The organism is Streptomyces sp. V4I8 (assembly GCF_041261225.1).
Taxonomy (GTDB): Bacteria; Actinomycetota; Actinomycetes; order Streptomycetales; family Streptomycetaceae; genus Streptomyces.
Map to the genome: position 1 here is coordinate 6,991,784 of NZ_JBGCCN010000001.1, position 25,816 is coordinate 7,017,599.

Annotated in this window: 16 protein-coding genes and 1 pseudogene; 9 read left to right on the forward strand and 8 right to left on the reverse strand. The window is 71.0% G+C overall.

Translation table 11 applies throughout. The annotated features are described in order from the left end of the window. Positions 1 to 641: 641 nt before the first annotated feature. A pseudogene (locus tag ABIE67_RS31910) lies at positions 642 to 2,258 on the reverse strand (ATP-binding protein); the annotation flags it as partial. A 198-nt stretch (positions 2,259 to 2,456) separates the two neighbouring features. Here ABIE67_RS31910 and ABIE67_RS31915 point away from each other — a divergent pair. The 3 genes from ABIE67_RS31915 to ABIE67_RS31925 all read left to right on the forward strand — a co-directional run bounded on the left by ABIE67_RS31915 (position 2,457) and on the right by ABIE67_RS31925 (position 4,881). After that, positions 2,457 to 3,869, forward strand: coding sequence for a cation:dicarboxylate symporter family transporter (locus ABIE67_RS31915; RefSeq protein ID WP_370264840.1), 1,413 nt, complete (start codon positions 2,457 to 2,459; stop codon positions 3,867 to 3,869). A gap of 234 nt (positions 3,870 to 4,103) precedes the next feature. Beyond that, a complete protein-coding gene (locus ABIE67_RS31920; RefSeq protein ID WP_370264842.1) occupies positions 4,104 to 4,580 on the forward strand; it encodes a hypothetical protein in 477 nt (158 codons plus the stop codon). Between the two features lie 13 nt (positions 4,581 to 4,593). Continuing rightward, positions 4,594 to 4,881 (forward strand): hypothetical protein, encoded by a 288-nt coding sequence (locus tag ABIE67_RS31925; RefSeq protein WP_370264843.1) that lies wholly within the window; start codon positions 4,594 to 4,596, stop codon positions 4,879 to 4,881. A 136-nt stretch (positions 4,882 to 5,017) separates the two neighbouring features. Here ABIE67_RS31925 and ABIE67_RS31930 read toward each other — a convergent pair whose 3' ends face one another. Both ABIE67_RS31930 and ABIE67_RS31935 read right to left on the reverse strand, forming a co-directional pair. Next, a complete protein-coding gene (locus ABIE67_RS31930; RefSeq protein WP_370264845.1) occupies positions 5,018 to 5,998 on the reverse strand; it encodes an aldo/keto reductase in 981 nt (326 codons plus the stop codon). A gap of 1 nt (position 5,999) precedes the next feature. Continuing rightward, positions 6,000 to 6,914, reverse strand: a complete 915-nt coding sequence (locus tag ABIE67_RS31935) for an NAD-dependent epimerase/dehydratase family protein (protein WP_370264846.1) — start codon at positions 6,912 to 6,914, stop codon at positions 6,000 to 6,002. A gap of 45 nt (positions 6,915 to 6,959) precedes the next feature. Between ABIE67_RS31935 and ABIE67_RS31940 the strand changes: the two genes are divergently transcribed. The 4 genes from ABIE67_RS31940 (at position 6,960) to ABIE67_RS31955 (ending at position 10,643) form a co-directional block, all read left to right on the forward strand. Further along, positions 6,960 to 7,478: an Lrp/AsnC family transcriptional regulator gene (locus tag ABIE67_RS31940; RefSeq protein WP_370264847.1), complete on the forward strand. Its 519-nt coding sequence runs from the start codon at positions 6,960 to 6,962 to the stop codon at positions 7,476 to 7,478. Between the two features lie 29 nt (positions 7,479 to 7,507). Continuing rightward, positions 7,508 to 7,894, forward strand: coding sequence for a MerR family transcriptional regulator (locus ABIE67_RS31945; RefSeq protein ID WP_370264848.1), 387 nt, complete (start codon positions 7,508 to 7,510; stop codon positions 7,892 to 7,894). Further along, positions 7,891 to 8,223 (forward strand): thioredoxin, encoded by a 333-nt coding sequence (trxA, locus tag ABIE67_RS31950; RefSeq protein ID WP_370264849.1) that lies wholly within the window; start codon positions 7,891 to 7,893, stop codon positions 8,221 to 8,223. Before ABIE67_RS31945 ends, trxA begins: the two co-directional genes overlap by 4 nt. Before the next feature lie 179 nt (positions 8,224 to 8,402). Beyond that, the gene (locus tag ABIE67_RS31955) at positions 8,403 to 10,643 is read left to right on the forward strand and encodes an ATP-dependent DNA helicase (RefSeq protein ID WP_370264850.1); all 2,241 of its coding nucleotides are present in this window, start codon (positions 8,403 to 8,405) and stop codon (positions 10,641 to 10,643) included. Positions 10,644 to 10,834: 191 nt separating this feature from the next. Here ABIE67_RS31955 and glgB read toward each other — a convergent pair whose 3' ends face one another. The 5 genes from glgB to ABIE67_RS31980 all read right to left on the reverse strand — a co-directional run bounded on the left by glgB (position 10,835) and on the right by ABIE67_RS31980 (position 20,304). Then, positions 10,835 to 13,492, reverse strand: a complete 2,658-nt coding sequence (gene glgB, locus ABIE67_RS31960; RefSeq protein ID WP_370264851.1) for a 1,4-alpha-glucan branching enzyme — start codon at positions 13,490 to 13,492, stop codon at positions 10,835 to 10,837. Then, complete coding sequence (locus ABIE67_RS31965) at positions 13,489 to 14,934, reverse strand: maltokinase (RefSeq protein WP_370264852.1); 1,446 nt, start codon at positions 14,932 to 14,934, stop codon at positions 13,489 to 13,491. Before ABIE67_RS31965 ends, glgB begins: the two co-directional genes overlap by 4 nt. A gap of 86 nt (positions 14,935 to 15,020) precedes the next feature. Then, a complete protein-coding gene (gene treS, locus ABIE67_RS31970) occupies positions 15,021 to 16,721 on the reverse strand; it encodes a maltose alpha-D-glucosyltransferase (RefSeq protein WP_370264853.1) in 1,701 nt (566 codons plus the stop codon). Next, positions 16,718 to 18,838 (reverse strand): alpha-1,4-glucan--maltose-1-phosphate maltosyltransferase, encoded by a 2,121-nt coding sequence (locus ABIE67_RS31975; protein WP_370264854.1) that lies wholly within the window; start codon positions 18,836 to 18,838, stop codon positions 16,718 to 16,720. The genes treS and ABIE67_RS31975 overlap by 4 nt, the downstream gene beginning before the upstream one ends. A gap of 263 nt (positions 18,839 to 19,101) precedes the next feature. After that, the gene (locus ABIE67_RS31980) at positions 19,102 to 20,304 is read right to left on the reverse strand and encodes a S8 family peptidase (RefSeq protein ID WP_370264855.1); all 1,203 of its coding nucleotides are present in this window, start codon (positions 20,302 to 20,304) and stop codon (positions 19,102 to 19,104) included. A gap of 336 nt (positions 20,305 to 20,640) precedes the next feature. On the opposite strand from ABIE67_RS31980, the gene ABIE67_RS31985 reads away from it, so the two are divergent. Both ABIE67_RS31985 and ABIE67_RS31990 read left to right on the forward strand, forming a co-directional pair. After that, entirely contained in the window at positions 20,641 to 21,042 is a 402-nt protein-coding gene (locus ABIE67_RS31985) for a hypothetical protein (RefSeq protein WP_370264856.1), read from the forward strand. Continuing rightward, positions 21,032 to 25,801: a hypothetical protein gene (locus tag ABIE67_RS31990; protein ID WP_370264857.1), complete on the forward strand. Its 4,770-nt coding sequence runs from the start codon at positions 21,032 to 21,034 to the stop codon at positions 25,799 to 25,801. The genes ABIE67_RS31985 and ABIE67_RS31990 overlap by 11 nt, the downstream gene beginning before the upstream one ends. Positions 25,802 to 25,816: the final 15 nt, after the last annotated feature.

Below are 25,816 nucleotides of genomic sequence, written 5' to 3' on the forward strand. Positions count from 1 at the left end.
ACGGAGCCTCCCGCCGGGACGGAGCCTCCCGCCGGGGTGGGGCCGTCGGCCGGGGTGCGGCCTTCCGCCGGGCCGGGGCCTTCTGTCGGGCCGGAGCCTCCCGCCGGGATGAGGCCTTCCGTCGGGCCGGGGCCCTCCGCCGAGCCTGGGCCTTCTGTCGGGCCGGGGCCTCCCGCCGGGATGAGGCCTTCCGTCGGGCCGGGGCCCTCCGCCGAGCCGGGGCCTTCTGTCGGGCCGGGGCCCTCCGCCGAGCCTGGGCCTTCTGTCGGGCCGTGACCCTCCGCCGAGCCCGGGCCTTCCGCCGGGAAGGAGCCTCTCGCCGGGGTGGGGCCTTCGGCCGGGGTGGGGCCTTCTGTCGGGCCCGGGCCTTCCGCCGGGATGAGGCCTTCCGCCGAGCCCAGACCTTCCGCCAGGACGGAGCCTCTCGTCGGGCCGGAGCCTTCCGCCGGGATGAGGCCTTCCGCCGAGCCCGGACCTTCCGCCAGGACGGAGCCGCCCGCTGAGCCGGGGCCCTCCGCCAGGACGTGACCCTCCGCCGAGCCCGGACCTTCCGCCAGGACGGAGCCTCTCGTCGGGCCGGGGCCCTCCGCCGGGCCGGAACCTCCCGCCGGGCCGGTACCTCCCGCCGAGCCGGAACCTTCCTTGGAGCCAGCCCCTTCCGCCAGCGGCAACCGCACCTCGAAGACCGCACCGCCGCCGTCGGCCTCCGCCACGGACAGCATGCCCTGGTGCCGGGTCGCGGCCTGGCGGACGAGGGCCAGGCCCAGTCCCCGGCCTCCCGGGCCGGCCGGCTTCGTGGAGAAGCCGCGTTGGAACACCGCCTCGGCGAGCGCGGGGTCCACTCCGGAGCCGGTGTCCGACACCCGTAGCACCAGCTCGCCGTCCTCGGCGTACGCCGTCACCGTCACCCGTGCTCCCACACTTCCCTGTGCCGCGTCGACCGCGTTGTCGATCAGGTTGCCGAGGATCGTCACCAGGTCCCGGGCGGGCAGGGACGGCGGCAGCAGGCCGTCGTCGAGGCGGCTGTCCTCCGATACGACCAGCTCCACGCCCCGCTCGTTGGCCTGTGCCGTCTTCCCCAGCAGCAGCGCCGCCAGCACCGGCTCGCTCACCGCCGCGACGACCTGGTCCATGAGGGCCTGGGCCAGCTCCAGCTCGGCGGTCGCGAACTCCACCGCATCCTCGGCGCGTCCGAGTTCGATCAGCGAGACGACCGTGTGGAGGCGGTTCGCCGCCTCGTGCGCCTGTGAGCGCAGCGCCTGCGTGAAGCCCCGCTCGGAGTCCAACTCGCCCATCAGCGACTGGAGTTCGGTCACGTCCCGGAGTGTCACCACCGTGCCGCGCCGCTCGCCGCCCGACACCGGCGACGTGTTCACCACCAGGACCCGTTCCGCGGTCAGATGCACCTCGTCCACCCTCGGCTCGGAGGCCAGCAGCGCCCCGGTCAACGGGGCGGGCAGGCCGAGCTCCGCGACCGAATGCCCCACCACATCACCGTCCACGCTCAGCAACTCGCGCCCGCCGTCATTGATCAGCGCCACACGGTACTGCCCGTCCAGCATCAGCAGACCCTCGCGTACCGCGTGCAGTGCGGCCTGGTGGTAGTCGTGCATATGGCTCAGCTCGGCCGCGTTCATGCCATGGGTGTGCCGACGCAGGCGGGCATTGATCACATACGTGCCGACCGCGCCCAGCGCGAGCGCGCCCGCCGCCACCCCGAGCAGGGCCGTCAGCTGGTCCTGCACCCGCTTGCTGATCTCCTCGACCCGGATACCCGCGCTGACCATCCCCACGATGTCCGCCGGCCGGCTCCCGCCGTCGTAGATCGGTACGACCGCACGGACGGACGGGCCGAGCGTGCCGGTGTACGTCTCGGTGAAGGGCTCACCCCGCAGGGCACGCGCCGTGTGGCCGCGGAAGTGCTGGCCGATCTGCTTCTCGTCGGGGTGCGTCCAGCGGATGCCCGCGGGGTTCATGATCGTGACGAAGTCGACCTCGGCGTCGCGCTGCACGCGGAGCGCGTACGGCTGGAGCTCCGCCGTCGGATCGTCGCTGCGGATCGCCTCCCGCACGGACGGCGCGTCGGCGATCGACTGCGCCACCGCCTTGGCCTGCCGCCCCGCCGCGTCCTCGGCCTGCCCGCGGTCACTGACGTATGTGAACACCGCGTACCCGGCGACGAGCACCGCTATCAGCACGGCCTGCATGGCGAACAGCTGGCCGGCCAGGCTGCGGGGTCTCGGGACGGGGATGCGCATGTCGTCAGTCTGCCTCCATGGCCGACGGTGAACTAAATGAACGGAAGGGTGACCGCCCTCACACGGCGGGGGATAGTCACCGCATCGCTGAGTGCGACGCCCCCCGTCCCCGGGACGTGCCGGCCGGTCAGCGAGACCCCCAACCCGGACGTGAGCCGCACGCCGGTGATACCGACGAAGACGTCAAGGAGGGCAGCCGTGGCCGCCGCCAGTTCCCCCGAGAAGGCACCCGCCGCTCCCGTCGCCAAAGCCAAACGGGACCGCACGCACTACCTGTACATCGCGGTGATCATCGCGGTGGCCCTCGGTATCACCGTGGGCCTGGTCGCGCCCGACTTCGCGGTCGAGCTGAAGCCCATCGGTACGGGCTTCGTGAACCTGATCAAGATGATGATCTCGCCGATCATCTTCTGCACGATCGTCCTCGGCATCGGCTCGGTACGGAAGGCCGCCAAGGTCGGCAAGGTCGGCGGTATCGCGCTGGTCTACTTCCTCGCGATGTCGCTGGTCGCGCTCGCCATCGGTCTCGTCGTCGGCAACATCCTGGAGCCGGGCACCGGCCTCGCGGTCACCGACGCCGTCAAGGACGCCGGTCACGCACAGGTCGACGCCGAGGCCAAGGACACCACCGAGTTCCTGCTCGGCATCATCCCGACCACGATCGTCTCCGCCTTCACCATGCCCGACGTCCTGCAGACCCTGCTGGTCGCGCTGCTCGCCGGCTTCGCGCTGCAGGGCATGGGCTCGGCCGGAGAGCCGATCCTGCGCGGTGTGCAGCACATCCAGAAGCTTGTCTTCCGCATCCTGGCCATGGTGATGTGGATGGCCCCGGTCGGTGCCTTCGGCGCCATCGCCGCCGTCACCGGTTCCGCCGGCGTCGACGCGCTCAAGAAGCTCGCCATCCTGATGCTCGGCTTCTACGTCACCTGTTTCCTCTTCGTCTTCATCGTGCTCGGTCTGCTGCTGCGGCTCGTCGCCGGCCTCAACATCTTCACGCTCTTCAAGTACCTGAGCCGTGAGTTCCTGCTGATCCTGTCCACCTCCTCCTCCGAGTCCGCGCTGCCGCGCCTCATCGCGAAGATGGAGCACCTGGGCATCAGCAAGCCCGTCGTCGGCATCACCGTTCCGACCGGCTACTCCTTCAACCTCGACGGCACCATGATCTACATGACCATGGCCTCGCTGTTCATCGCCGACGCCATGGGTACGCCGATGGCGATCGCCGAGCAGATCCCGCTGCTGCTCTTCCTGCTGGTCGCCTCCAAGGGCGCCGCCGGTGTCACCGGTGCGGGTCTGGCCACGCTGGCCGGTGGCCTCCAGTCGCACAAGCCCGCCCTGGTGGACGGCATCGGCCTCATCGTCGGCATCGACCGCTTCATGAGCGAGGCCCGCGCCCTGACGAACTTCGCGGGCAACGCCGTCGCCACGGTCCTGATCGGCACCTGGACCAAGGAGATCGACCGCGGCCGCGTCGACGAAGTGCTCGCCGGTCACATCCCGTTCGACGAGGCGACCCTCGTGGACGACGGCCACGGTGGTCACAGCGGCCCGGCCGAGGCCGAGGCCGAGGTGCCGGAACAGGGCGGCGACAAGGAACTCGCCAAGGCCTGACCCTCCGGCCCGGTCCGAGCTCCGGACGTCCGGCCCCGCCTGAACCGGGGCCGGACGCCCGGGCCATGTGCACCCCGACCCAGGCGCACGGCAACTGCCGTGCGCCTGAGTCGCGTTACCGGACGGGATTACCGGAAGATTGCGTTCCCTTACCTGCCCTTGCCCAACCCGGTTGATCTTCCGTACCTCTCCACGGGTGACCATCGAGCACCGAGAGGAAGTCCGGGGGAACCCATGGACAAAGTTCGTAAGGCATTGATCGGCACGGCCGCCGGAGCCGTGCTCCTCACGGCCGGCGTCGCGCCGGCCCAGGCGGCCACGGGGACGGCCCAGCCGTCCGCGGGGCGTGACTACAAGAGCATCGCCGGCGTGTGCGGTTCGCTGCTGGCCACCGGGGTCAGCGTCTCCTCGCTGGGGAAGACCATCGCGTCCAAGGGCGCGGGCTGGGTGGGGGCGATCGTCTCCGCGGGCTGCCTGGTGAAGGACGCCAAGGAGTACAGCAAGGCCTTCAACGCCTCCCCGGCGGGCATCGCGAGGCTGAAGAAGATCCAGGCGAAGTACCACAACTACACGTTCAAGCGCTTCATGAAGGACTTCGGCTGCGAGTGGAAGGCGAACCCGCCCGGCGGCGGCACGGACGCCGCTCCGGCCGTCGTGGCCCACAACACCAGGGCGGCGGGGCACTGGGACTGCAGCTCGGCCGGCGACTGAGCGGAGCGCTGCCGTGGACATCACCCTGGCCCTCGTGCTGGTCGTCGCCGAACTGGCGGTGCTGACCGGTGGGTACCTCGACGCACAGGCACACTCGCGGCCGAGCAGGGGCGTCCGCGTCATCCGGGCACTCGGCCCGCTGCTCACCGTGGCGGCGGCCGTGGTCCTGGTGCCCGATCCCGTCTGGAAGGTGGCGGTGGCTCTCGTCACGCCGGCGCTGGTGAAAGCCGTCGACCAGTACGCACGCCACCTCGGGGCGCCGGCCCCGGGTGGCCGTGAGTCGGCGGGTCGGTTGCGCTGAGACCGGTGTGCGGGCCGGGCAGGGAGACTGCCCGGCCCGCACCCGGCTCTCCGGTCAGAAAATTCGCCTCACTCGGTCCGCCTCATTCGGTCCGCCTCACTCGGCACGCCTCACTCGGCCGGGAGCCGAGTGAACGTCAGCCGACCCGAACGACCGCCCCGTTCAGCCGGCCCAGCTCCTCCGCGTCCAGCACCAGCTCCGCCGCGGCGGCCGAATCCCGGATCGTCTCCGGGCGGCTCGCCCCCGGAATGGGGACCACCGCCGGGGACCGCGCCATAAGCCAGGCCAGGCACACCTGCTGAGGGCTGACCCCGCGGGCAGCCGCCACGGCCCGGAAGGCACCGAAACGGGGCTCATCCGCCGCCCGCGACAGCCCGTCCACCGTCTGCGCCGCCCCGCCCTGCGCCCGCGCCGCCCCGTCCTCCGCCCTCGCCTCCGCGCTCGCCACCCCCGCAGGCCCGTCCAGCGAGCTGCGGGAGATGCCGCCCAGTGGGCTCCAGGGCAGGAATGCCAGGCCCAGTTGCGCGCACAGTTGTAGCTCGGCCTCGCTGTCCAGCACAGAGGGGGAGTACTGGTTCTGTACCGAGACCAGGCGGTCGCCGAGGATTCGGTGGGCCGTGCGGATCTGGTCCACGTCGGTGTTGGAGATGCCGGCCAGGCGGATCTTGCCCGCGTCGAGGAGTTCGCGCAGTGCGCCGACCGAGTCCTCGAAGGGGACGGCCGGATCGGGCTTGTGCAACTGGTAGAGCCCGATCGCCTCGACGCCGAGCCGTCGCAGCGAGGCCTCGGCGGCCGCCCTGAGGTGGCGGGGGTCGCCGTTCACCGTCCAGCTGCCGTCGGCGGGCCGGCCGCGGCCGCCCTTGGTGGCCACCAGCACGGCGTCCGTGTCGCCGCCGTACGCGGCCAGCGCGCGGGCCACGAGGAGTTCGTTGTGACCGGGCTCGGCGCCCGGCAGATGGTACGAGTCCGCCGTGTCCAGCAGCGTGACCCCCGCGTCCAGAGCGGCGTGCACGGTGGCCAGGGCGCGGGCGTCGTCGGGGCGGCCCTCGATGGACAGCGGCATCACGCCGAGGCCGACCGCGCTCACGCGACGGTCGCCAAGAGTGCGGTACCGCATGTCAGGCGGCGTCCTTTCCGAGGGTCTCGGCGACGGCCTTCGGGAGCCACCGCCGGGCACGGGTGAAACGGAAACCCAGCCGTGTGGCACGGGAGTTGTCCATGGCGTAGGCGCGGGTGAAGGAGAGCGGGGAGACCTCGCCGACCTCGACGTGCTGGAAGACGGCCTTGCCGTCCGGGAGGTGCGCGGCGATCGCGTCGCACAGGTCCTCGGTGGTCAGCGGGCCGTGCGAGGCGGCGTTGACCGGCCCCGTGAAGTCCTGGCCCACCGTCCAGAAGAGGAAGTCGGCGATCTCCTCGACATGGATGTACGTCGCCGGGTGGTTCACCACCGGTACGGCGATCGGGGTCCCGCCGCTGACCCGGTCCGCGTAGTACGTCATACGGCCCGTGAAGTCGTCGTCCCCGCCCAGCACATGGGCGACGCGCACCGCCGTGTACGGGAAGTCCGGGCCGGCGGCGAATACGGCCTCCGCCTGCCGCTTGCCCTCGCCGTAGTGGGATTCGAGGAACTCCGGGTCGTCCCAGGGGAGTTCGAGGTCGACGGCCACGCCCACCGGATCCACGTCCGTCTCGCGCACCGGGGCGATCGAGTCCTCGTACTCGTACACCTCCACCGTCGACGTCAGCACATAGCGGCCGGTGCGGCCGGCGAACACGCGGCGGGCGATCTCCGCCTGGCGCGGCGTGTAGCAGACCTGGTCGACCACGGCGTCGAACGTCCGTGAACCCAGCGCCGCCGTCAGGGACTTCTCGTCGCCGCGGTCGGCGACCAGATGGACCACGCCCGGTGGCGGCGCCGACGATCCGCGATTGAGAACCGTCACCCGGTCCCCGGCCGCCAGCAGTCGCGCGATCAGCCGCTTGCCGAAATAGCGGTTGCCGCCGATGACCAGTACTTCTCGTGCCTTTCGCATGACCATAATTCTCCTGGCCCCGCACCACGTCCTGAAGGGGAAGACATGGGAGATCAGGCCGCCGTGCCGAAAGAACCACGGCATCTGCGCCCGGCCACCGTCGAAACATCGGTGGCCTTCGACGCCCTGGACCGGCAGATCCTCGAACTGCTCCAGACCGACGGCCGGATCAAACTGAGCGAGCTGGGCCGCCGCGTGCGTCTCAGCCCGGCAGCCGTCACCGAGCGCGTACGGCGACTGGAGGCGGCGGGCGCGATCACGGGGTACGGCGCCCAGATCGCCCCCGCCCGGCTCGGTTATGGCATCCAGGCGTTCATCCGCGTCAACCCGCACGGCGGCTACACCCTCAAACACCCCCGCACCCTGGAGCTGCTCGACCGCCCGGAGATCATGGAGGTCCACCACGTGGTCGGCGAGGACTGCTGGATCCTCAAGGTCGCCGTCGAGGACACCGTCCACCTGGAGGACGTGCTCGAACAGACCTCGGCGCTGGGCCGTACGACGACGTCGATCGTGCTGTCCTCCCCGGTGCGCGGAAAGCCGCTCCTGCCGCGGTTGCCCTGACGTCGGCGTCAAGGATTACGTTCGTACGCATGCGAATCGGCGAGCTGGCCGCACGGGCCGGGACCACGACGCGCACGTTGCGCTACTACGAGTCACGGGGACTGCTGCCCGCGCGGCGCAGCGGCAACGGGTATCGCACGTACGACGAGAGCGACCTGCGGCTGCTGCGGCAGATCAGGACGTTGCAGGACTTCGGGTTCGACCTGGAGGAGACCCGGCCGTTCGTGGAGTGTCTGCGGGCCGGGCATCCGGAGGGCGACTCGTGTCCCGCCTCGCTCGCGGTCTACCGGCGCAAGCTCGACGAGCTCGACGGGCTGATCGGGGAGTTGCAGGCCGTGCGGGCCAAGATCGGCCTGCGGCTGGCGATGGCCGAGGGGGAACCACCGTTGTGCGAACTGGGAGGGCAGGAACTGTGATCAAGGCGGCAGGCGTGGCCGAGGTGACGGACGCGGACTTCGCGGCGGAGGTGATCGACTCCGAACTGCCGGTGCTGGTGCAGTTCACGGCCGACTGGTGCGGCCCGTGCCGCCAGCTCGCGCCGGTTCTGAGCGCCATCGCCGGCGAGGAGGGCGACCGGCTGAGGATCGTCCAGCTGGACGTGGACCGCAATCCGGAGACCACGATCGCGTACGGCGTGCTGTCGACGCCCACGCTGATGGTGTTCCGGGGCGGGGAGCCCGTGAAGTCGATGGTGGGCGCCCGGCCCAAGCGGCGACTGCTGGAGGAACTGTCCGACATCCTCTGAGCCCGAGTCGGGCCCGGCCCGGAACGAAGAAATCCCCCGAGCAATTGCGCTCGGGGGATTTCTTTGCGTATATTCAATGGTTCGCGACTTCAGGGATATCGAGTCGCAAAGAAGTTCAGTGAGCACAGTATATCCGGCCGGGAGCGGAATTGTCAAACACCGAATTTCAAGACGGTGAAATGCGGCGTGAGCAGGAATTCATCGACGACCTGTACGCCCGCGTGGACGCGCTGCGCGGCGACACCGAGAGCTCCGTCACGGATGCTCTCGCCCAGGGCAACACGCCCATGCAGGCCCGACTGGAGCGGGACATCCTCGTCGCCGAGCGCTCGGGGCTGCTCGCCGCCCTGAACGCCGTGGACGGATCGCTGTGCTTCGGCCGGATCGACCTGGCCTCCGGCGTCAGCCACCGCATCGGCCGGATCGGCCTGCGCACCGACGACGCCGAGCGCACACCGATCCTCATCGACTGGCGGGCCGACGTCGCCCGCCCCTTCTACCTGGCCACCGGCCACACCCCGATGGGGCTGCGGCGCCGGCGGCACATCACCACCGGCGGCCGTACCGTCACGGCCCTGCACGACGAGATCCTCGACCTGGGGGACCAGGTCAGGACCGGCCACGAGGACCCGACCGGTGACGCGGTGCTGCTCGCCGCGCTCAACTCCGCGCGCACGGGCCGCATGAACGACATCGTGCAGACGATCCAGGCCGAGCAGGACGAGATCATCCGCGCGCCCCACCGCGGCGTACTGGTCGTGGAGGGCGGCCCCGGCACCGGCAAGACGGCCGTGGCCCTGCACCGCGCCGCGTATCTCCTCTACGAGTACCGCGAGCTGCTCGCCAAGCGCGCGGTCCTGATCGTCGGCCCGAACCCCGCCTTCCTCGGCTACATCGGCGAGGTCCTGCCCTCGCTCGGCGAGACGGGCGTCCTGCTGGCCACGGTCGGCGAGCTGTTCCCCGGCGTACGGGCCACTGCCCCGGACAGCCGTGAGGCGGCCGCGGTGAAGGGCCGCGCCGACATGGCCGACGTGCTCGCCGAAGTCGTACGCGACTGGCAGTCGCTGCCCGACCCGGTGATCGCGATCGAGCACGAGCGCGAGATCCTGATGCTCGACGACGACCTGGTGAAGGTGGCCCGCGAGCGCACCCGGGCCGCGGGGCTCCAGCACAACGTGGCCCGCGAGTACTTCGAGGGCCACATCCTCAACACGCTCACCGAGCTGTACGCCGAGCGCGTCGGCACCGACCCGTACGACGGCAGCAGTCTCCTCGACCCCAGCGACATCACCCAGATCCGTGACGAGCTGGCCGAGAACCCCGAGGTCTGGGCCGCCATCGACCAGCTGTGGCCGCGTCTGACGCCGCAGCGCCTGGTCGCGGACTTCCTCGCCGACCCCGTGGGCTACCTCCCCGACGACGACGTGGCCGCGATCCGCCGGCCCGTGACACGGGCCTGGACGGTGGCGGACGTACCGCTCCTCGACGAGGCGGCCGAACTCCTCGGTGAGGACGACCGGGTGGCGCGGGCCCGCGCGGACCGCGAGCGCGAGACGCAGGTGGCGTACGCGCAGGGCGTGCTGGACGTGTCGTTCGCGTCCCGCACCTACGAGTTCGAGGACAAGGAGGAGGGCGATCCCGACGGCTCCGAGGTGCTGTCCGCGCACGACATCATCGACGCGGAGCGCTTCGCCGAGCGCCATGAGGAGGAGGACCACCGCAGCGCCGCCGAGCGGGCGGCGGCCGACCGTACCTGGGCGTTCGGGCACATCATCGTCGACGAGGCGCAGGAGCTGTCGCCGATGGCCTGGCGGCTGCTCATGCGGCGCAGCCCGACTCGCTCGATGACGCTGGTCGGCGACCCGGCGCAGACCGCGGAAGCGGCGGGCGTCGGCTCCTGGGCGGGCATCCTGGAGCCGTACGTCGAGGACCGCTGGGAGCACACCCGGCTCGGCGTCAACTACCGCACCCCGGCCGAGATCATGGAGCTGGCGGCGGCGGTCGTCCGCGCCCAGGACCCCTCTTTCGAGCCCCCGAGTTCGGTGCGCTCGACCGGCGTACGGCCCTGGGTACGCGCCACCGACGACCTGCCCGGCGCGGTCGCCAAGGCGGCCGAGGAGCTCACCCCCGCCGAGGGCCGCCTCGCGGTCATCGCCCCACGCCATCTGCACGGGGCGCTGGCCGCGCGCCTGGACGGCGTCACGGCCGGCGCCGAGCCCGACCTGACGCGGAGCGTCGTCCTCCTCGACCCGCGTCAGTCGAAGGGGCTGGAGTTCGACTCCGTGCTGGTGGTGGAGCCGGGGTCGTACGGGACGAGTGACCTGTACGTGGCGCTGACTCGGGCGACGCAGCGGTTGGGGGTGCTGCATACGGGGTCGCTGCCGCGGAGCTTGGCGGAGGCGGCGCCGGCAACCGGGTGACCGCCCCCGCCGCGACGGCTGATGCCGACTGCGCGACCAACCGCCGGTGGGGGCTGGTCGCGCAGTTCCCCGCGCCCCTTGGGGACGATGCCGGGCCGGGCATTTTCAGCCCGTCCGGCGTTTGAGGACGAGGCCGCAGGCCGATGGGGGTCCAGGGGGCGGAGCCCCCTGGGGCGGCGGGGGCGAGGAAGCTACGCCGGGCGTAGCCAGATCGTCGCCAGGGGTGGCAGGGTCAGCCGGATGCTCGCCGGACGTCCGTGCCAACCCTGGGCTTCCGGCTTGATCGGGTCGGGGTTGATGACGTCGCTGCCGCCGTAGCGAGCCGAGTCGGTGTTCAGCGTCTCGTGCCAGGTGGGGACGTCGTCCGGGACACCGAGGCGGTACTCGTGCCGCACGACCGGCGACAGGTTCGACACCGCCAGCAGCGGAGCCCCCTCCGCGTCGAAGCGCAGGAACGCGAACACGTTGTCGTCGGCCGCGTCCCCCACCACCCACTGGAAACCGGACGGGTCGGTGTCCCGCTGCCACAGCGCCGGGGTGTGCCGGTAGACCGTGTTCAGGTCGCGGACCAGGTCCCGCACACCCCGGTGGTCCGGCTCCGCCCCGTACGCCGGGTCCAGCAGCCACCAGTCCGGCCCGTGCGCCTCGGACCACTCGGCGCCCTGGGCGAACTCCTGCCCCATGAAGAGCAGTTGCTTGCCCGGATGCGCCCACATGTAGCCCAGGTACGCGCGATGGTTGGCGCGCTGCTGCCACCAGTCGCCCGGCATCTTCGACACCAGCGAGCGCTTGCCGTGGACCACCTCGTCATGCGAGATCGGCAGCACGTAGTTCTCGCTGTACGCGTACACCATCGAGAACGTCATCTCGTCGTGGTGGTGCCTGCGGTGGATCGGCTCCTTGCCCACGTACTCGAGCGAGTCGTGCATCCAGCCCATGTTCCACTTCAGCCCGAAGCCGAGGCCCCCGAAGCCACCCGGGCCCGCCACGTGCGTCGGGCGCGTGACACCGTCCCAGGCGGTGGACTCCTCCGCGATCGTCACGACCCCCGGCACCCGCCGGTACACCGTGGCGTTCATCTCCTGCAGGAACGCCACCGCGTCCAGGTTCTCCCGCCCACCGTGCTCGTTCGGCACCCACTGGCCCGGCTCACGCGAGTAGTCCAGGTAGAGCATGGACGCCACCGCGTCCACCCGGAGCCCGTCGATGTGGAACTCCTCGCACCAGTAAAGGGCGTTGGCCACCAGGAAGTTGCGCACCTCGCGCCGGCCGAAGTCGAACTCCAGCGTGCCCCAGTCCGGGTGGGCGGAGCGCAGGGGGTCCTCGTGCTCGTAGAGCGGCCGGCCGTCGAACTCGGCCAGCGCCCAGTCGTCGCGCGGGAAGTGCGCCGGCACCCAGTCCATCAGGACGCCGATCCCGGCCTGGTGCAGGGCGTCCACCAGGTACTTGAAGTCGTCCGGCGTACCGAGGCGGGCCGTGGGCGCGTAGAAGCCGGTGACCTGATAGCCCCAGGACCCGCCGAAGGGGTGCTCGGCGACCGGCATCAGCTCGACGTGCGTGAAGCCCAGGTCCTTGACGTAGGCCGGGAGCTGCTCGGCCAGTTGCCGGTACGTCAGCCCCGGCCGCCAGGACGCCAGGTGGACCTCGTACACCGAGAACGGCGCCTCGTGCGTCGGCACCGACCCGCGCCGCTCCAGCCACGCCGCGTCCCCCCACTCATGGTGCGAGGCGTGCACGATCGAGGACGTGTCGGGCGGGGTCTGCGTCCGGCGGGCCAGCGGATCCGCGCGCAGCGTCTTCGAACCGTCGGGCCGGGTGATCTCGAACTTGTACAGCTCGCCCTCGCCGATGCCGGGCACGAACAGCTCCCAGACACCGGAGCCGCCGAGCGAGCGCATCGGATACCCCGTGCCGTCCCAGTAGTTGAAGGTGCCGGCCAGGGAGACACCGCGTGCGTTCGGCGCCCAGACCGTGAAGCGGGTGCCGGTCACGGCCTGGTGGGTCATGGGCTCGGCGCCGAGCGCCCGCCACAGCTCCTCGTGCCGGCCCTCGCCGATCAGATGCAGGTCGAGCTCGCCCAGGGCGGGCAGGAAGCGGTACGCGTCCTCGGTCTCCTGGACGGACCCCTCGTACGCCACGAGGAGCCGGTAGTCCTCCGGTACGTCCCGCAGCGGCAGCAGCCCCGAGAAGAACCCCTCGCCGTCGTCGTGCAGTTCGGCCCGCAGGTCGCCCGCGACGACGGTGACCGACAGGGCGTACGGCCGGAAGGCGCGGAAGGCGACACCGCCGGGCACCGGATGGGCGCCGAGCACGGAGTGCGGGTCGTGGTGGGTGCCGGTGAGGAGACGGTCGCGGTCGGCGGCGTCGAGGGCGGGGGAGACGGCGACGTCCACCGGGGCCGGGGGCTCGACGGGGGCCGCCTTCTGCGCCGGGATCTTCTTGGGCGCCGTCGCCTTCTGCGCGGGGATCTTCTTGGCGGCGGCCTTCTTCGGGGCCGTGCTCTTCGCCGTGCTCTTCGCCGTGGTCTTCGCCGTGGTCTTCGCCGTGGTCGTCTTCGCGGCCGTCTTCTTGGCCACGGCCTTCTTGGCGGCGGCCTTCTTCGCCGGGGCCTTCTTCGCGGGCGCCTTCTTCGCGGCCGTCTTCTCGGCCGCGCCGGCCTTCTTGGCCGTCTTCTTCGCCGTCCCCTTCTTCATGGCCTCCGCGGCCTTCTCGGCGGCCTTCACCGTCTTGGTCGTCGCCTTCTTCGCGACGCTCGTCGGCTCGGCCGTCTGCTCTGCCGGCTTCTCGGCCGGCTTCTCGGCCGTCTTCTTCGGATCCGAACCGCTGGAGGGAGTGGTGCGGGGGGTCACGGGCGGGGCCTCCTAGGCGAAGGTGGGGATGAGGACGTGGAGGGGGACGGGGTACCGGTGTCCGCGGCCAGGCGGCGTATGGCGGACAGCGGTACCGGGAGCCAGTCGGGGCGGTGGCGGGCCTCGTAGACGACCTCGTAGATCGCCTTGTCGGTCTCGTACGCACGCAGCAGCACCGGGTCGGTGCGTGGATCGACGCCGCTGACCTGCGCGTACCCGGAGCAGTACGCGGCCCGGCAGGTGTCGGCCCAGCCCGGTATCGGCGGGTCGGCCGAGTGGGCCGCGTAGTCGAAGGAGCGCAGCATGCCCGCGACGTCCCGGACCGGCGGCTGCGGCATCCGCCGCTCGGCCAGCGGCTTCGACGGCTCGCCCTCGAAGTCGATCAGCCACCACTGACCGGCGGGCGAGCGCAGGCACTGTCCGAGATGCAGGTCGCCGTGGATGCGCTGGGCGGTCCAGGTGCACCCCTCGGCGGCCAGGTCGGCCAGCGCCGCGAAGGCCGAGCGCAGGCCGGGCGCGTACGGCCGGAGCGCGGGCACCGCCTGCGCGGCCGTCTCCAGCCGCTCGACCATGCCGTCGACCAGCTGTCGCACCTGGGTGTGCCCCAGCGTCACGGTCGGCAGCGTGCGGGCCAGCGCGGTGTGCACCTCGGCGGTCGCCCGCCCGAGCGCCCGGGCCGCCGCGGCGAAGTCCTCGCCCTTGGCCAGTTCGCGCAGCGCCAGCTCCCAGCCGTCCGCGGCACCCTGCACGAAGGGCTGGAGCACGCCGAGGACGTACGAGTCGCCCGCCAGCTCCGCCCCGATCCAGGCCGTCGGCGCGGGCACCCGGTCGCAGCCCTCGCGGGCCAGCGCCAGCGGCAGCTCCAGGTCGGGATTGACGCCGGGCACGACCCGGCGCAACAGCTTCAGGATGAACGTATCGCCGTAGACGACCGACGAGTTGGACTGCTCGGAGGTGACCAGGCGCGGCACCAGAGCGGACCGGATGTCCTGGCTCCCGTCGTGTTCGAAGCGCAGTCCGCCGATCCGGGCCCCGGTGCGCAGCGCCTCCAGGAGCAGTTCGGTGGGACGGGTGTCGTACAGGGCGTCGTACACCGTGCGTCCGGCGAGCGGGCCCTCGGTCACGTGTCCGATCAGCGCGGGCGCCAGCCGCGGCGGCAACGCCTCGCGCTCGCCTATGAGGAGCTGGTAGCAGTCCGCGGGCTGCTCCGGGGCGCCCGGCACCGGCGCGATGGCCTGGTGCGCGCGCACGAGCAGGTGGTACAGGCCCAGCTTGCCGCCGGGCGGCAGCAGCTCGGTGGCCGCCACCAGCGAGAATCCGGTGACCGGCCGCCCCTTGCCCGCGAACCAGCGCTGCCGTGGCAGCCACTCCCGCAGCAGTGGGTCCAGCGAGGCGAGGAGACCTGGAGAGGTCGTGAGGGTGCGGGTGACGGCTTTCGACATGGCGTCACGTCCTTTCCCCGGTGCCGGTCGGGGTGGTTACTGATGCGTGCCCAGGGCGGGGCGGGAGAAACCGCCCCGCCGGGCTCTCATACGGCGTCCTTGCGGAGCCGGAACCAGTAGAAGCCGTGGCCACCGAGCGTCAGCAAGTACGGCAGCTCACCGATGGCCGGGAATCGCACCCCGCCGGACAGTTCGACCGGATGCCGCCCGTTGAACCTGCGGAGATCCAGTTCCGTCGGCTGCGCGAACCGGGAGAAGTTGTTCACGCACAGCACGAGATCGTCCTCGTATTCACGGAGGAAGGCGATCACGGCCGGATTCGAGGACTGGAGTTCCGTGTAGGAGCCGAGTCCGAAGGCCGGGTTCTGCTTGCGGATCTCGATCATGCGACGGGTCCAGTGCAGGAGAGAGGACGGCGAGGACATGGACGCCTCGACGTTCGTCACCTGGTAGCCGTAGACCGGGTCCATGATCGTGGGCAGGAACAGCCGTCCCGGGTCACTCGACGAGAATCCGGCGTTGCGGTCCGGGGTCCACTGCATGGGTGTGCGGACGGCGTCGCGGTCGCCGAGCCAGATGTTGTCGCCCATGCCGATCTCGTCGCCGTAGTAGAGGATCGGCGAGCCGGGGAGCGACAGCAGCAGGGCGGTGAACAGCTCGATCTGGTTGCGGTCGTTGTCGAGCAGCGGGGCCAGTCGGCGCCGGATGCCGATGTTGGCGCGCATACGCGGGTCCTTGGCGTACTCCGCGTACATGTAGTCGCGCTCCTCGTCGGTGACCATTTCGAGGGTCAGCTCGTCGTGGTTGCGCAGGAAGATGCCCCACTGGCAGCTGGACGGGATGGCCGGTGTCTTGGCGAGGATTTCCGAGACCGGATAGCGGGATTCCCGCCGCACGGCCATGAAGATGCGGGGCATGACCGGGAAGTGGAAGGCCATGTGGCATTCGTCGCCGCCGCTCTGGAAGTCGCCGAAGTAGTCGACGACGTCCTCCGGCCACTGGTTGGCCTCCGCCAGCAGCACCGTGTCCGGGTACTGGGCGTCGATCTCCTTCCGGACCCGTTTGAGGAATTCATGGGTCGCGGGAAGGTTCTCGCAGTTCGTGCCCTCCTCCGCGTACAGATACGGCACCGCGTCCAGCCGGAATCCGTCGATTCCCAGGTCCAGCCAGAACTTCAGCGCCGAGAGGATCTCCTCCTGAACGGCCGGATTCTCGTAGTTGAGGTCCGGCTGGTGGGAGAAGAAGCGGTGGAAGAAGTACTGCTTGCGGACCGGGTCGAAGGTCCAGTTGGAGGCCTCGGTGTCGACGAAGATGATGCGGGCGTCGGCGTACTGCTTGTCGTCGTCGGCCCATACGTAATAGTCGCCGAAGGGGCCGTCGGGGTCCTTTCTCGACTCCTGGAACCACGGGTGCTGGTCGCTGGTGTGGTTCATGACGAAGTCGATGATGACCCGCATGCCGCGCTGGTGGGCGGAGTCCACGAAGTCCACGAAGTCGGCGAGGTCGCCGAACTCGGGCAGCACGGACGTGTAGTCGGAGACGTCGTAACCGCCGTCCCTGAGCGGTGATTTGAAGAACGGCGGCAGCCACAGGCAGTCGACGCCGAGCCATTGCAGGTAGTCGAGTTTGGCGGTCAGGCCTTTGAGGTCGCCGACGCCGTCACCGTTGCTGTCCTGGAAGGAGCGGACCAGGACCTCGTAGAAGACGGCGCGCTTGAACCAATCCGGGTCACGATCCCTGGCAGGCGTGTCCTCGAAGGTGTCCTGAACGGGCTCGTTGACGATCATTTTGTGGGTGACCCTCCGATCTGCGGGGTGGACGGTCGCAGGACGGTGAGGATGTGCGCGGGACGAGTGCCCGGTTCGAGACGCACGTAGTTCGCCCTGCCCCAGTGATAGGTCTCGCCGGTGAGCTCGTCGCGCACCGGCACCGACTCGTGCCAGTCCAGGCCGAGTTGCGGCATGTCCAACGAGACGGTGGCCTCCTGGGTGTGGTGGGGGTCGAGGTTGGCGACCACCAGAACCGTGTTCGAACCGCTTCGCTTCGAGTACGCGATCACCGCCTCCTGGTCCGCGTGGTGGAAGTGGAGGTCACGCAACTGCCGCAGGGCCGGATTCGCCCTTCGGATGGCGTTGAGCTGGGTGATGAGGGGTGTGATGGTGCGGCCTTCGCGTTCGGCCGCGGCCCAGTCGCGGGGGCGGAGCTGGTACTTCTCGGAGTGGAGGTACTCCTCGCTGCCCTTGCGCAGGGGGGTGTTCTCGCACAGTTCGTAGCCGCTGTAGATGCCCCAGGTGGGGGAGAGGGTGGCGGCCAGGACGGCGCGCAGTTCGAAGGCGGGGCGGCCGCCGTGCTGGAGGAACTCGTGGAGGATGTCGGGGGTGTTGGCGAAGAAGTTCGGCCGCATGTAGGAGGCCGCCTCGCCGGAGAGTTCGGTGAGGTATTCGGTGAGTTCCTGCTTGGTGTTGCGCCAGGTGAAGTAGGTGTACGACTGCTGGAAGCCGGTCTGGGCCAGGGTGTGCATCATGGCCGGGCGGGTGAACGCCTCCGCCAGGAAGATCACGTCGGGGTCGGTGCGGTTGATGTCGGCGATGACCCGCTGCCAGAACACGACCGGTTTGGTGTGGGGGTTGTCCACGCGGAAGATCCGCACTCCGTGGGCCATCCAGTGCCGCAGCACCCGCAGGGTTTCCTGGATCAGGCCGTCCATGTCCGCGTCGAAGGCGATGGGGTAGATGTCCTGGTACTTCTTCGGCGGGTTCTCCGCGTACGCGATCGTGCCGTCGGGGCGGTGGTGGAACCACTCGGGGTGTTTTTGCACCCAGGGGTGGTCGGGGGAGCACTGCAGGGCGAAGTCGAGGGCGATCTCCAGGCCGAGTTCGCCGGCCTTCGCCACGAAGTGGTCGAAGTCCTCGATCGTGCCCAGGTCGGGGTGGATCGCGTCGTGGCCGCCCTCGGGGGAGCCGATCGCCCAGGGGACACCGACGTCGTCCGGGCCGGCGGACAGGGTGTTGTTCGGGCCCTTGCGGAAGGTGGTGCCGATCGGGTGGACGGGCGGCAGATAGACCACGTCGAAGCCCATCGCGGCGATCGCCGGCAACCGGCGCGCCGCGGTGCGGAAGGTGCCGTGGGGCTGCTGCGGCGTGCCCTCCGAACGCGGGAAGAACTCGTACCAGGAGCCGTAAAGGGCCCGCTCCCGCTCCACCAGCAACGGCAGCGGATCCGACGCCGTCACCAGATCCCGCAGCGGATACCGGCCCAGCACCGCGTCGACCTCGGGTGTCAACGCGGCGGCCAACCGCCAGGCGGCCGGGCGGTTCTCGTCCCGCAGCGCCTCGACGGCCGCGAGGACCACGGACCGCCCCTCGCTCTCGGGCACTTCGGCGGCGGCACGTTCGTAGAGCCGCGCGCCCTCCTCCAGAACCAGCTCCGTGTCCATCCCGGCCGGAATCTTGATCTGGGCGTGGTGCCGCCAGGTGGTGACCGGATCGCCCCAGGCCTCGACCCGGTAGGTCCAGTGGCCGGGCTCGCCGGCGGTGACGGTGGCGCCCCAGCGGTCGGTGCCCGGGGCGAGTTCCCGCATCGGCGTCCAGGGGCCGGGACGGCCGTCGGGGTCGGTCAGTACGACGTTGGCGGCCACGGCGTCATGTCCCTCGCGGAACACGGTCGCCGAGACCTCGAAGCTCTCGCCGGTCACCGCCTTCGCGGGCCTGCGCCCGTGCTGGACGACCGGGCGGACGTCGAGGACGGGTATGCGCCCGACGCCGCCGGCCGCGTCGCTCGCGGAGGGTCGCTCCGGCGTCGGCGGTCCGGGGTCGGCGGTGACGGCGCGTGGGACTGTGCGGGCCGGTGGTGCCGCGGTGCGCGACGTCGGGGGTGAGGACGACTGGTGGTGCATGGCGGGCATGACCGCTCCTGTCCGCGTCATCTTGGGTGGGCGGATGGCTGTGGGGAGGTGGGTCCTGCGGGGTGACTCTGTCGAACCGCGGCTTTCGCCGCGTGGGGGCGCGCCCGGGGGCGCAGGGGTGGTGTGTACCGGAGGAGCCTTCCCACCCTATTCGGGTACGCAATCCGGCACTTTGTTAACTACTCACGCGTATGTCTATACACAAGACCGGCCCCGTTCCTCAGGAACGGGGCCGGTGCCTGCACTTGGCCGATAAGTGGCCGCTACGAGCCCGGTACCTGCAGGAGTTTGTTCGGCGAACCGAGCCCACGCCCGGAGACCTTGCCGGACACGGATTGCGCCACAAGGGCCTTGGACACCTGTGCGGGCCACGCCTTCGGGTGGTCGGCCAGATAGAGCGCGGCCACCCCCGCCGCGTGCGGCGACGCCATCGACGTACCGGAGTAGGTCGCCCTGCCGGTGTCGCTCGCGTACGACGCGGAGGTGATCGCCACGCCCGGGGCGAACAGGTCCAGGACCGGGCCGAAGTTGGAGAAGCCCGCCCGCGCGTCCTTCTTGTCGGTGGCGCCCACGGTGATGGCCTCCTTCACCGCCGCGGGGGAGTACAGGCCGGCCGGCAGGCCGTCGTTGCCCGCCGCGACCGTGTAGGTGACGCCGGACGCGATGGAGTTGCGTACGGCGGCGTCCAGCTGCGCGTTGCGGTAGCCGCCGAGGCTGACGTTGGCGACCGCCGGCTTCCTCGCGTGCCTGGTCACCCAGTCGATGCCCGCGATGACCTGGGCGGTGGTGCCGCCGCCGGCGTTGTCGAGGACGCGTACGGCGACGACCCTGGCGTTCTTGGCGACGCCGTACTGCTTGCCCGCGATCGTGCCGGCGACATGGGTGCCGTGGCCGTTGCCGTCGCTCGCGGTCCGGTCGCCCCCGACGAAGTCCCAGCCGTAACTCGCCCGGCCGCCGAAGTCCTTGTGCGAGATGCGGATGCCGGTGTCGATCACGTACACCGTCACTCCGCTGCCCGCGGACTCGGGCCAGGTGTAGCTCTTGTCCAGCGGCAGGTTGGCCTGGTCGATGCGGTCGAGTCCCCAGGACGGCGGGTTCTTCTGGTTGTGCTCCAGGGTCACGCGGGTGTCCTGGACGACCGAGGCCACCCGGGAGTCCGCGGCGAGCCGTTTGGCCTGTCTCTCGTTGGCCTGGACGGCGTAGCCGTTGAGGACCGTGCCGTAGGTGTGGCTGATTTTCGCCCCGTACTTGTCGGCGAGGCTCTTTCCGGCCGCCGACGGTGCCTTCGTTCCCCCCTTGAGTGTCACCAGGTAACTGCCGCTGACGGAGCCGGGGTCTCCGGCGCCGAGTATCCGCCCCTCCGGTACGGCGTGCGCGGGCATGGTGGTGGCCGAGAGCGCGGCGACACAGGTCACCGCGGTCAGACCACCGGCCCAGCGCAGACGCCGTATGCGCGTCCGTGCCATGGTGTGAGTTCCCCTCCTCGACTCGGCGCGCGCGGCCCTGGAGCACGGGGTGCACCCCGCTTCGGCCGGTGCGCCACCAGTCACCCTCTCGTGACGTGAGAAGTCGCCACAAGGACGCCTACGGGGGCGGAATCGGCCATATCGGCCATGGGGGATGTGTAAAGGTTGCGGCGTTTTTCGGTCGGAGCGGTGGTGTCGGGAAGGTTGGCCGGACAGGGCTCCGCATGCCGGGAATGACAGATGGGGCGCGAACTGCGGTGAACGCCGGGCGGTGGCCCGGGCCGGGTCCTATGATCGGCTCCCGAGGTGTCGTGACGAGTGTGGGGGAGCCGGGGCATGGAGCCGTATGCCGAGGAGCCGGCCGGTGAAGCGGGCACGGAGGAGCTGGAGTTCCTCGTGGTGGACGACGCGGGGGAGGAACGCCGCGGCTTCGACAAGGCGGCCGGCCCGCGAGGTGGCGGTGGAGACGACGGGGGCCGAGTACGGCGCCGCAGCTTCAAGCCGGCCGACCTGAACGTCCAGCTGACCCGCACGCTCAACGGCCTCAGGGACGCCTTCGCCGGCCTCCAGCAGGCCGGCCCCGACGGCTGGGGCATCTCCGAGGTACAGGTCTCCTGCCAGCTGACCGCCTCCGGCCAGCTCGTCGTCCTCGGTGTCGGCTCGCAGGCCCAGCGCACCGGCGGCATCCTGCTGACGCTGACCCCGCGGCCGACCGGCACTGACAGCAGTGAGCGCTAGCGGGAGAGCGCGGCGGTTCCGTGCGCTGCTGATCGGCGTCGACCACTACAGCGACTCCTCCTTTCCGTCGATGCCATTCATCACGACGGAACTGCGGGTGCTGGCCGACGCGTTGAAGACCGCCGGGTACGACGAGGCGGAGGTCGTCGACGCCGACGAGCGGAACGGAACGGCGCTCAAGGAAGAGGTGGCGGGCTTCCTGGCGAGCGCGGCGCCGGGTGACCACCTGCTGCTCGTCCTGTCCGGGCACGGCTTCCACAAGGGGGGCCTGGACTACCTGATCACCGGCCCCGCCGTCCGGGAGTCCCTGCACTTCGAGGAGACGTGCCTGCCCATCGAGTTCGGCAAGTACCTCGTCCACCGGTGCAACGCCGACCAGTTGGTGGTCGCCGTCGACGCCTGCCGGGTGGAGCTGGACTCGTACTCCAAGGCCCCCACCGACAGGCTTGCCTGGGGCAAGGGCGCCATGGGCTACGACGAGCCCGACCTCCTCACCTCCCCCCGCTACGCCCACGTCTACGCCTGCAACCGCTACGGCAAGGCACAGTTCGGGGCCGAGGCCGACGCCCCGGCCGGGGACGAGCCCAAGGAGTTCTCCTACTTCACCCGGGCCCTCACCGAGATGGCCCGGGACACCACGGCTCCCGGCCTCCTCGACGCCGTGGAGCCCCTGCTCGACGAGCGGGTCCGCGTGATCGCCCGCGCGAACCGGGTCCTCGCCGACCAGTGCGTCCAGGTCAACTACGCCACCGGCAGGGAAGACCTCCTGCTCTTCCCCGACCGGGGAACCGAGGCGGACCTCCCGGCACCGGACCACCGGTGGCAGGACCAGGCCGTCGAGCACGAGGCCTGGCAGCGGGTCGTGTGCGAGCAGCTCGACGAGGCGCAGCAGGCGCAGGCCGTCGCACAGGTACGGGACGCGGTCGTCCAGCTCGTCGGCCTGTGGGGGCGCGATTTCGACGCCGCCGACGCCTGGCTCGCCGAACAGGGGGACATCTGGCGGCCCGCGGGCATCGAGCGCCGCATGAGCCGCGGCATCGCGGGGATGCTGCGGGACTCGGGCCCCGCCCCCGCTCAGGCCGGCGACCGGACCACGCGCGGCGTCGACCTCAGCCTCACCGAGGCGGCCCTGCTGGTCGTGGGCCCCTTCCTCTACGCCGCTTTCGGCACCCTGTACGCCTGGCTGGCCCGCGACCTGCGACCGTGGACCCTCGAGGACGGCACCCCCGCCTCCGCGAAGTGCGGCTTCGCCGACCGGGCAGCCTTCGACCGGTACTGCGACGGACACCTCTCGCTCCGGGACCGCGAGCGCCGGGCCCGGCAGCGCGGCCGGGACGGTGAGGCCCGCGCCGTCGCCTGGTGGCTGGCCAGGCAGTGGCTGCTGCGGCTGCCCGCGACCCGGAAAGCCGTACGGCACTCCGGTCTCGCCGGTCTCGAAGTCCTGCCGGACGGGCCGGAGTTCGAGCCACCGCTTGTCCGCGAGGTGCTCGCCCCCGCCCGGCTGAGCCAGCTCGTCGAGCTGATCGGCCTGGATCTGGAGCGGCCGCGGTCGCCCGAGCCGGAGACCGTCGCCGCGCTGGAGGCCGCCGAGCACGTCGTCGACTGGGAGAAGACCGGCGTCCTGCTCACCGTCGCCCACCACATGGCCGTGGACCCGGTCCTGCTGTCCTCCCTGGTCGCCGAACACCTCGGCATCAGCGCACCGGTCGACGGCGGGGCCTTCCGTGCGGCGCTGGACCGGCTGACCTGGCTGCGGGAGGGGGCGCGGCGGCGGGTGCTGTCCGCCGAGTGCCCGCACGAGGCCGTCGAACTCGCCCTGGGCGAGCACGCCGACGCCCTCGACCGCACCGTCCGCACACTGCTGCACGGGCCGGCCGGTGTACGCGCGCCGGCCTGGGGTGTCCCGGCCGCGCTCGGCGCGGGCAAGGTCAAGGCCTCCCTCGGCGAGGACGGGAAACCCCGGTACCTCCTGGCCGACGTACGCTTCCGGCTCGACGGCGACCGGGTCCGGGACCTGCTCATGGGCGAACAGCTCTACCAGGACCGTACGTTGGCGCTGCGCGAGCTCTACCAGAACGCCCTGGACGCCTGCCGGTACCGGCGCGCCCGCACCGAACTGTGGAACCTCGAACATCCCGACGACCGGGTGGAGGACGAGGACTGGAAGGGCGAGATCGTCTTCGTACAGGGCGAGGAGGACGGCCGTCGCTTCATCGAGTGCCGGGACAACGGCATCGGCATGGGCCGCCACGAGCTGCGCCATCTGTTCGCCTTCGCGGGGAGCCGGTTCGTGGAGGAGCGGAAGTTCCTGGAGGAGCGGGCCGCGTGGGATGCGGCAGGGATCCCCTTCCATCCGAACAGCCGGTTCGGCATCGGCGTCCTGAGCTACTTCATGCTCGCCGACGAGATCAGGGTGACGACCACCCGGCTCGGGGAGGACCTGCTGCCCCGTGAGTGCCTGGAGGTCACCATCGACGGGCCCGGGGCACTGTTCCGGATCCGGCCGAAGGGGGTGCGGCGGCAGGCGGGGACGGCGGTGCGGCTGTATCTGCGCAATCCCGAGGACCAGGTGTCGTGCGGGAAGGTGATGCGCAGGCACCTGTGGGTGTCGGACTTCTCCGTGCGGGTGGAGGAACAGGGCAACGAGCCCTTGGTGTGGCGGCCCCGGGAGCTGTCCGAGTACGTCGGCCGTGACATCTCCGATCCGGTCGCCGCGTGGCGGTTCGAGAACGGGGACAGGGCTCCGGCGCAGGACGCCGGGGACGGAGTGTGGTGGTGCGCCGGGCGCGGGGCGGTCCTCGCGGACGGGCTGTGGGCCGGGGAGGCCCGTTTCGGGTGCGTGGTCAATCTGACCGGGGGGCACGCGCCGAGGCTGCGGCTGGACCGCGGGGCGATGCTGGACGACCACGAGAGGCACGTTTCGAGGCTGCTCGCCGAGAAGATCGCGGCGCTGTTCGACGGGGACGTACTGTCCCTGCACTGGCTGAACGCCCTGGTCGTCGGTGGCTGGTCGGAACGCGGCCGCCGGACGGTTCCGCCGGCCCCCGAGCGGCGTCAGGCGCTGCTCGCCGATCTGATCGCCGCGCAGGCCGTGGCACGCGGCCACCGGTTCTCGTTCCGTACGCCCGACGGGATGGACGTGACGGCAGCCGCCGAAGTGGTCGGCTGCTGCCCCCGTGACGAGGACATTCTCGAACGCTCCTCGACGGCCGGCGGAGCAGCGGCGGTCATCGAGTACGACGAGACCGGCGTCTTCGTGGAGTGGCGGGCCAGAGTCTGGGCCGCCGCGAGTCCGGTCTCCGGGGTCCTGCCCCGCTCCCCGCTTCCCGTCGCCCGTCCCACGGACGAACTGCTCCTGAGCGAACTCGACCTGGACGACCTGGAGGACCGTGTACCTCTTTCTCCCGGAGCGGTGCTGAGCGCCGCCAGGGCGGCCGGCGTGCCGGTCCGGTACGCCGCCGACCGGCTGGGGGAATTCGGCTTCGAACTGCCGGACGACGAGATCCTCCGACGGCTGGAGGACGTCGAGGACGCCCGGGTGCTCAGCAGGGACGGCGACGGCATCCGCCCGTGGCTCGCGACGGGTGCACGGCTGACCGCCGAGATGCTCTACGACATCCACCAGCCCGGCGACGACCTTCACGACCTGGCGCGCCAGCTGGCCCGACTGGGTTTCCAGGTGCCACCCGACGACGAACTCGACGTGTCCATGGTGTCGGCGCCGGAGGACCGGATCAGGCTGGTGCTGAGGCGGCACGTCGAACCGCACGGCCCCGAACTGCCGAAGGACCGGCCCGTGACCATGGCGCACCTGGTCCTGGCCGTGCGCACCTTCCCCGGACGTGCGGACCGTGTCGCCGAGGTACTCACCGCGGCCGGACACCGGCTTCCCGCCGCGGGGGTGCCCAGCCGGGCCGACGCGCTCGACCTCGCGCTCATCAGCCGGGACGGCGACGGCCAGACGCCGTGGCTCGACGAGCACCGGCCGGTCCCGCTGCACCACGTCCTCAGGATCGCCCGCGCCCGACAGGAGAGCGCGGAGCTGCTGGTCGGCCGGCTTGTCGGGCTCGGCATCGAGCCGCCCGCGCTGCCCGCCGCCGAGGACCTGCGCATGTACGAGCGGCTCGTCGACGACGTGCTCCGGTTCTACGACAAGGGCCAGTACTCCGTCACGACCGTCCCGCCCGTCCTGCACCCCTCCGCCGTGCTCGCCGTGGCCAGGGACCACGGGCAGTCGGACCTGGAGATCGCCCGGCGACTGGCCGAACTCGGCTACGAGGTGCCGGGGCTCGACCAGCCATGGCCGGTTCAGGACTATCTCGACCTGGTCCTGATGAGCAGGGCCCAGGACGGCCTGGAGCCCTGGCTGGAGACGGACCGCCAGGTTCCGTGGCACCACGTGGTCCGCGCCGCGCACACGTACCCGGCGATCGGGCCGGAGGAGATCGCCGGGCTGCTGAGCGGCTGGGAGTACGACGTGGCACCCCGGCCGGCCTCCGGCGACTGGACGCCGGACGAGGACGTGGCCCTGCTCCGCCACGGCTCGCAGCCTTCCGTCACCTGGCTGGCCGCGACCGGTCCTGTCCCCCTCACCCACATCCTCCGCACCGCCCACCACCTCAATCGCACCCCGGCCGAGGTCGCCCGCCGTCTCGAACAGCTCGGCCACACCCTCCCTCCCGACATCGAGTTCACCGACCCCGAGGACTCGGCGCACGCCGAGGGCCCCGAAAGCGCCGATCACTCCGAAAGACCCTGATCCGCCGCGAGGTCC

Excerpts from the sequence above, each read along its gene's own strand:
- ABIE67_RS31920 (WP_370264842.1), top strand. The coding sequence starts at position 4,104 with ATGGACAAAGTTCGTAAGGCATTGATCGGCACGGCCGCCGGAGCCGTG.
- ABIE67_RS31930 (WP_370264845.1), bottom strand. The coding sequence starts at position 5,998 with ATGCGGTACCGCACTCTTGGCGACCGTCGCGTGAGCGCGGTCGGCCTC.
- ABIE67_RS31935 (WP_370264846.1), bottom strand. The coding sequence starts at position 6,914 with ATGCGAAAGGCACGAGAAGTACTGGTCATCGGCGGCAACCGCTATTTC.
- ABIE67_RS31940 (WP_370264847.1), top strand. The coding sequence starts at position 6,960 with ATGGGAGATCAGGCCGCCGTGCCGAAAGAACCACGGCATCTGCGCCCG.
- ABIE67_RS31945 (WP_370264848.1), top strand. The coding sequence starts at position 7,508 with ATGCGAATCGGCGAGCTGGCCGCACGGGCCGGGACCACGACGCGCACG.
- ABIE67_RS31955 (WP_370264850.1), top strand. The coding sequence starts at position 8,403 with ATGCGGCGTGAGCAGGAATTCATCGACGACCTGTACGCCCGCGTGGAC.
- ABIE67_RS31965 (WP_370264852.1), bottom strand. The coding sequence starts at position 14,934 with ATGTCGAAAGCCGTCACCCGCACCCTCACGACCTCTCCAGGTCTCCTC.
- treS (WP_370264853.1), bottom strand. The coding sequence starts at position 16,721 with ATGATCGTCAACGAGCCCGTTCAGGACACCTTCGAGGACACGCCTGCC.
- ABIE67_RS31975 (WP_370264854.1), bottom strand. The coding sequence starts at position 18,838 with ATGCCCGCCATGCACCACCAGTCGTCCTCACCCCCGACGTCGCGCACC.
- ABIE67_RS31980 (WP_370264855.1), bottom strand. The coding sequence starts at position 20,304 with ATGGCACGGACGCGCATACGGCGTCTGCGCTGGGCCGGTGGTCTGACC.
- ABIE67_RS31985 (WP_370264856.1), top strand. The coding sequence starts at position 20,641 with ATGGAGCCGTATGCCGAGGAGCCGGCCGGTGAAGCGGGCACGGAGGAG.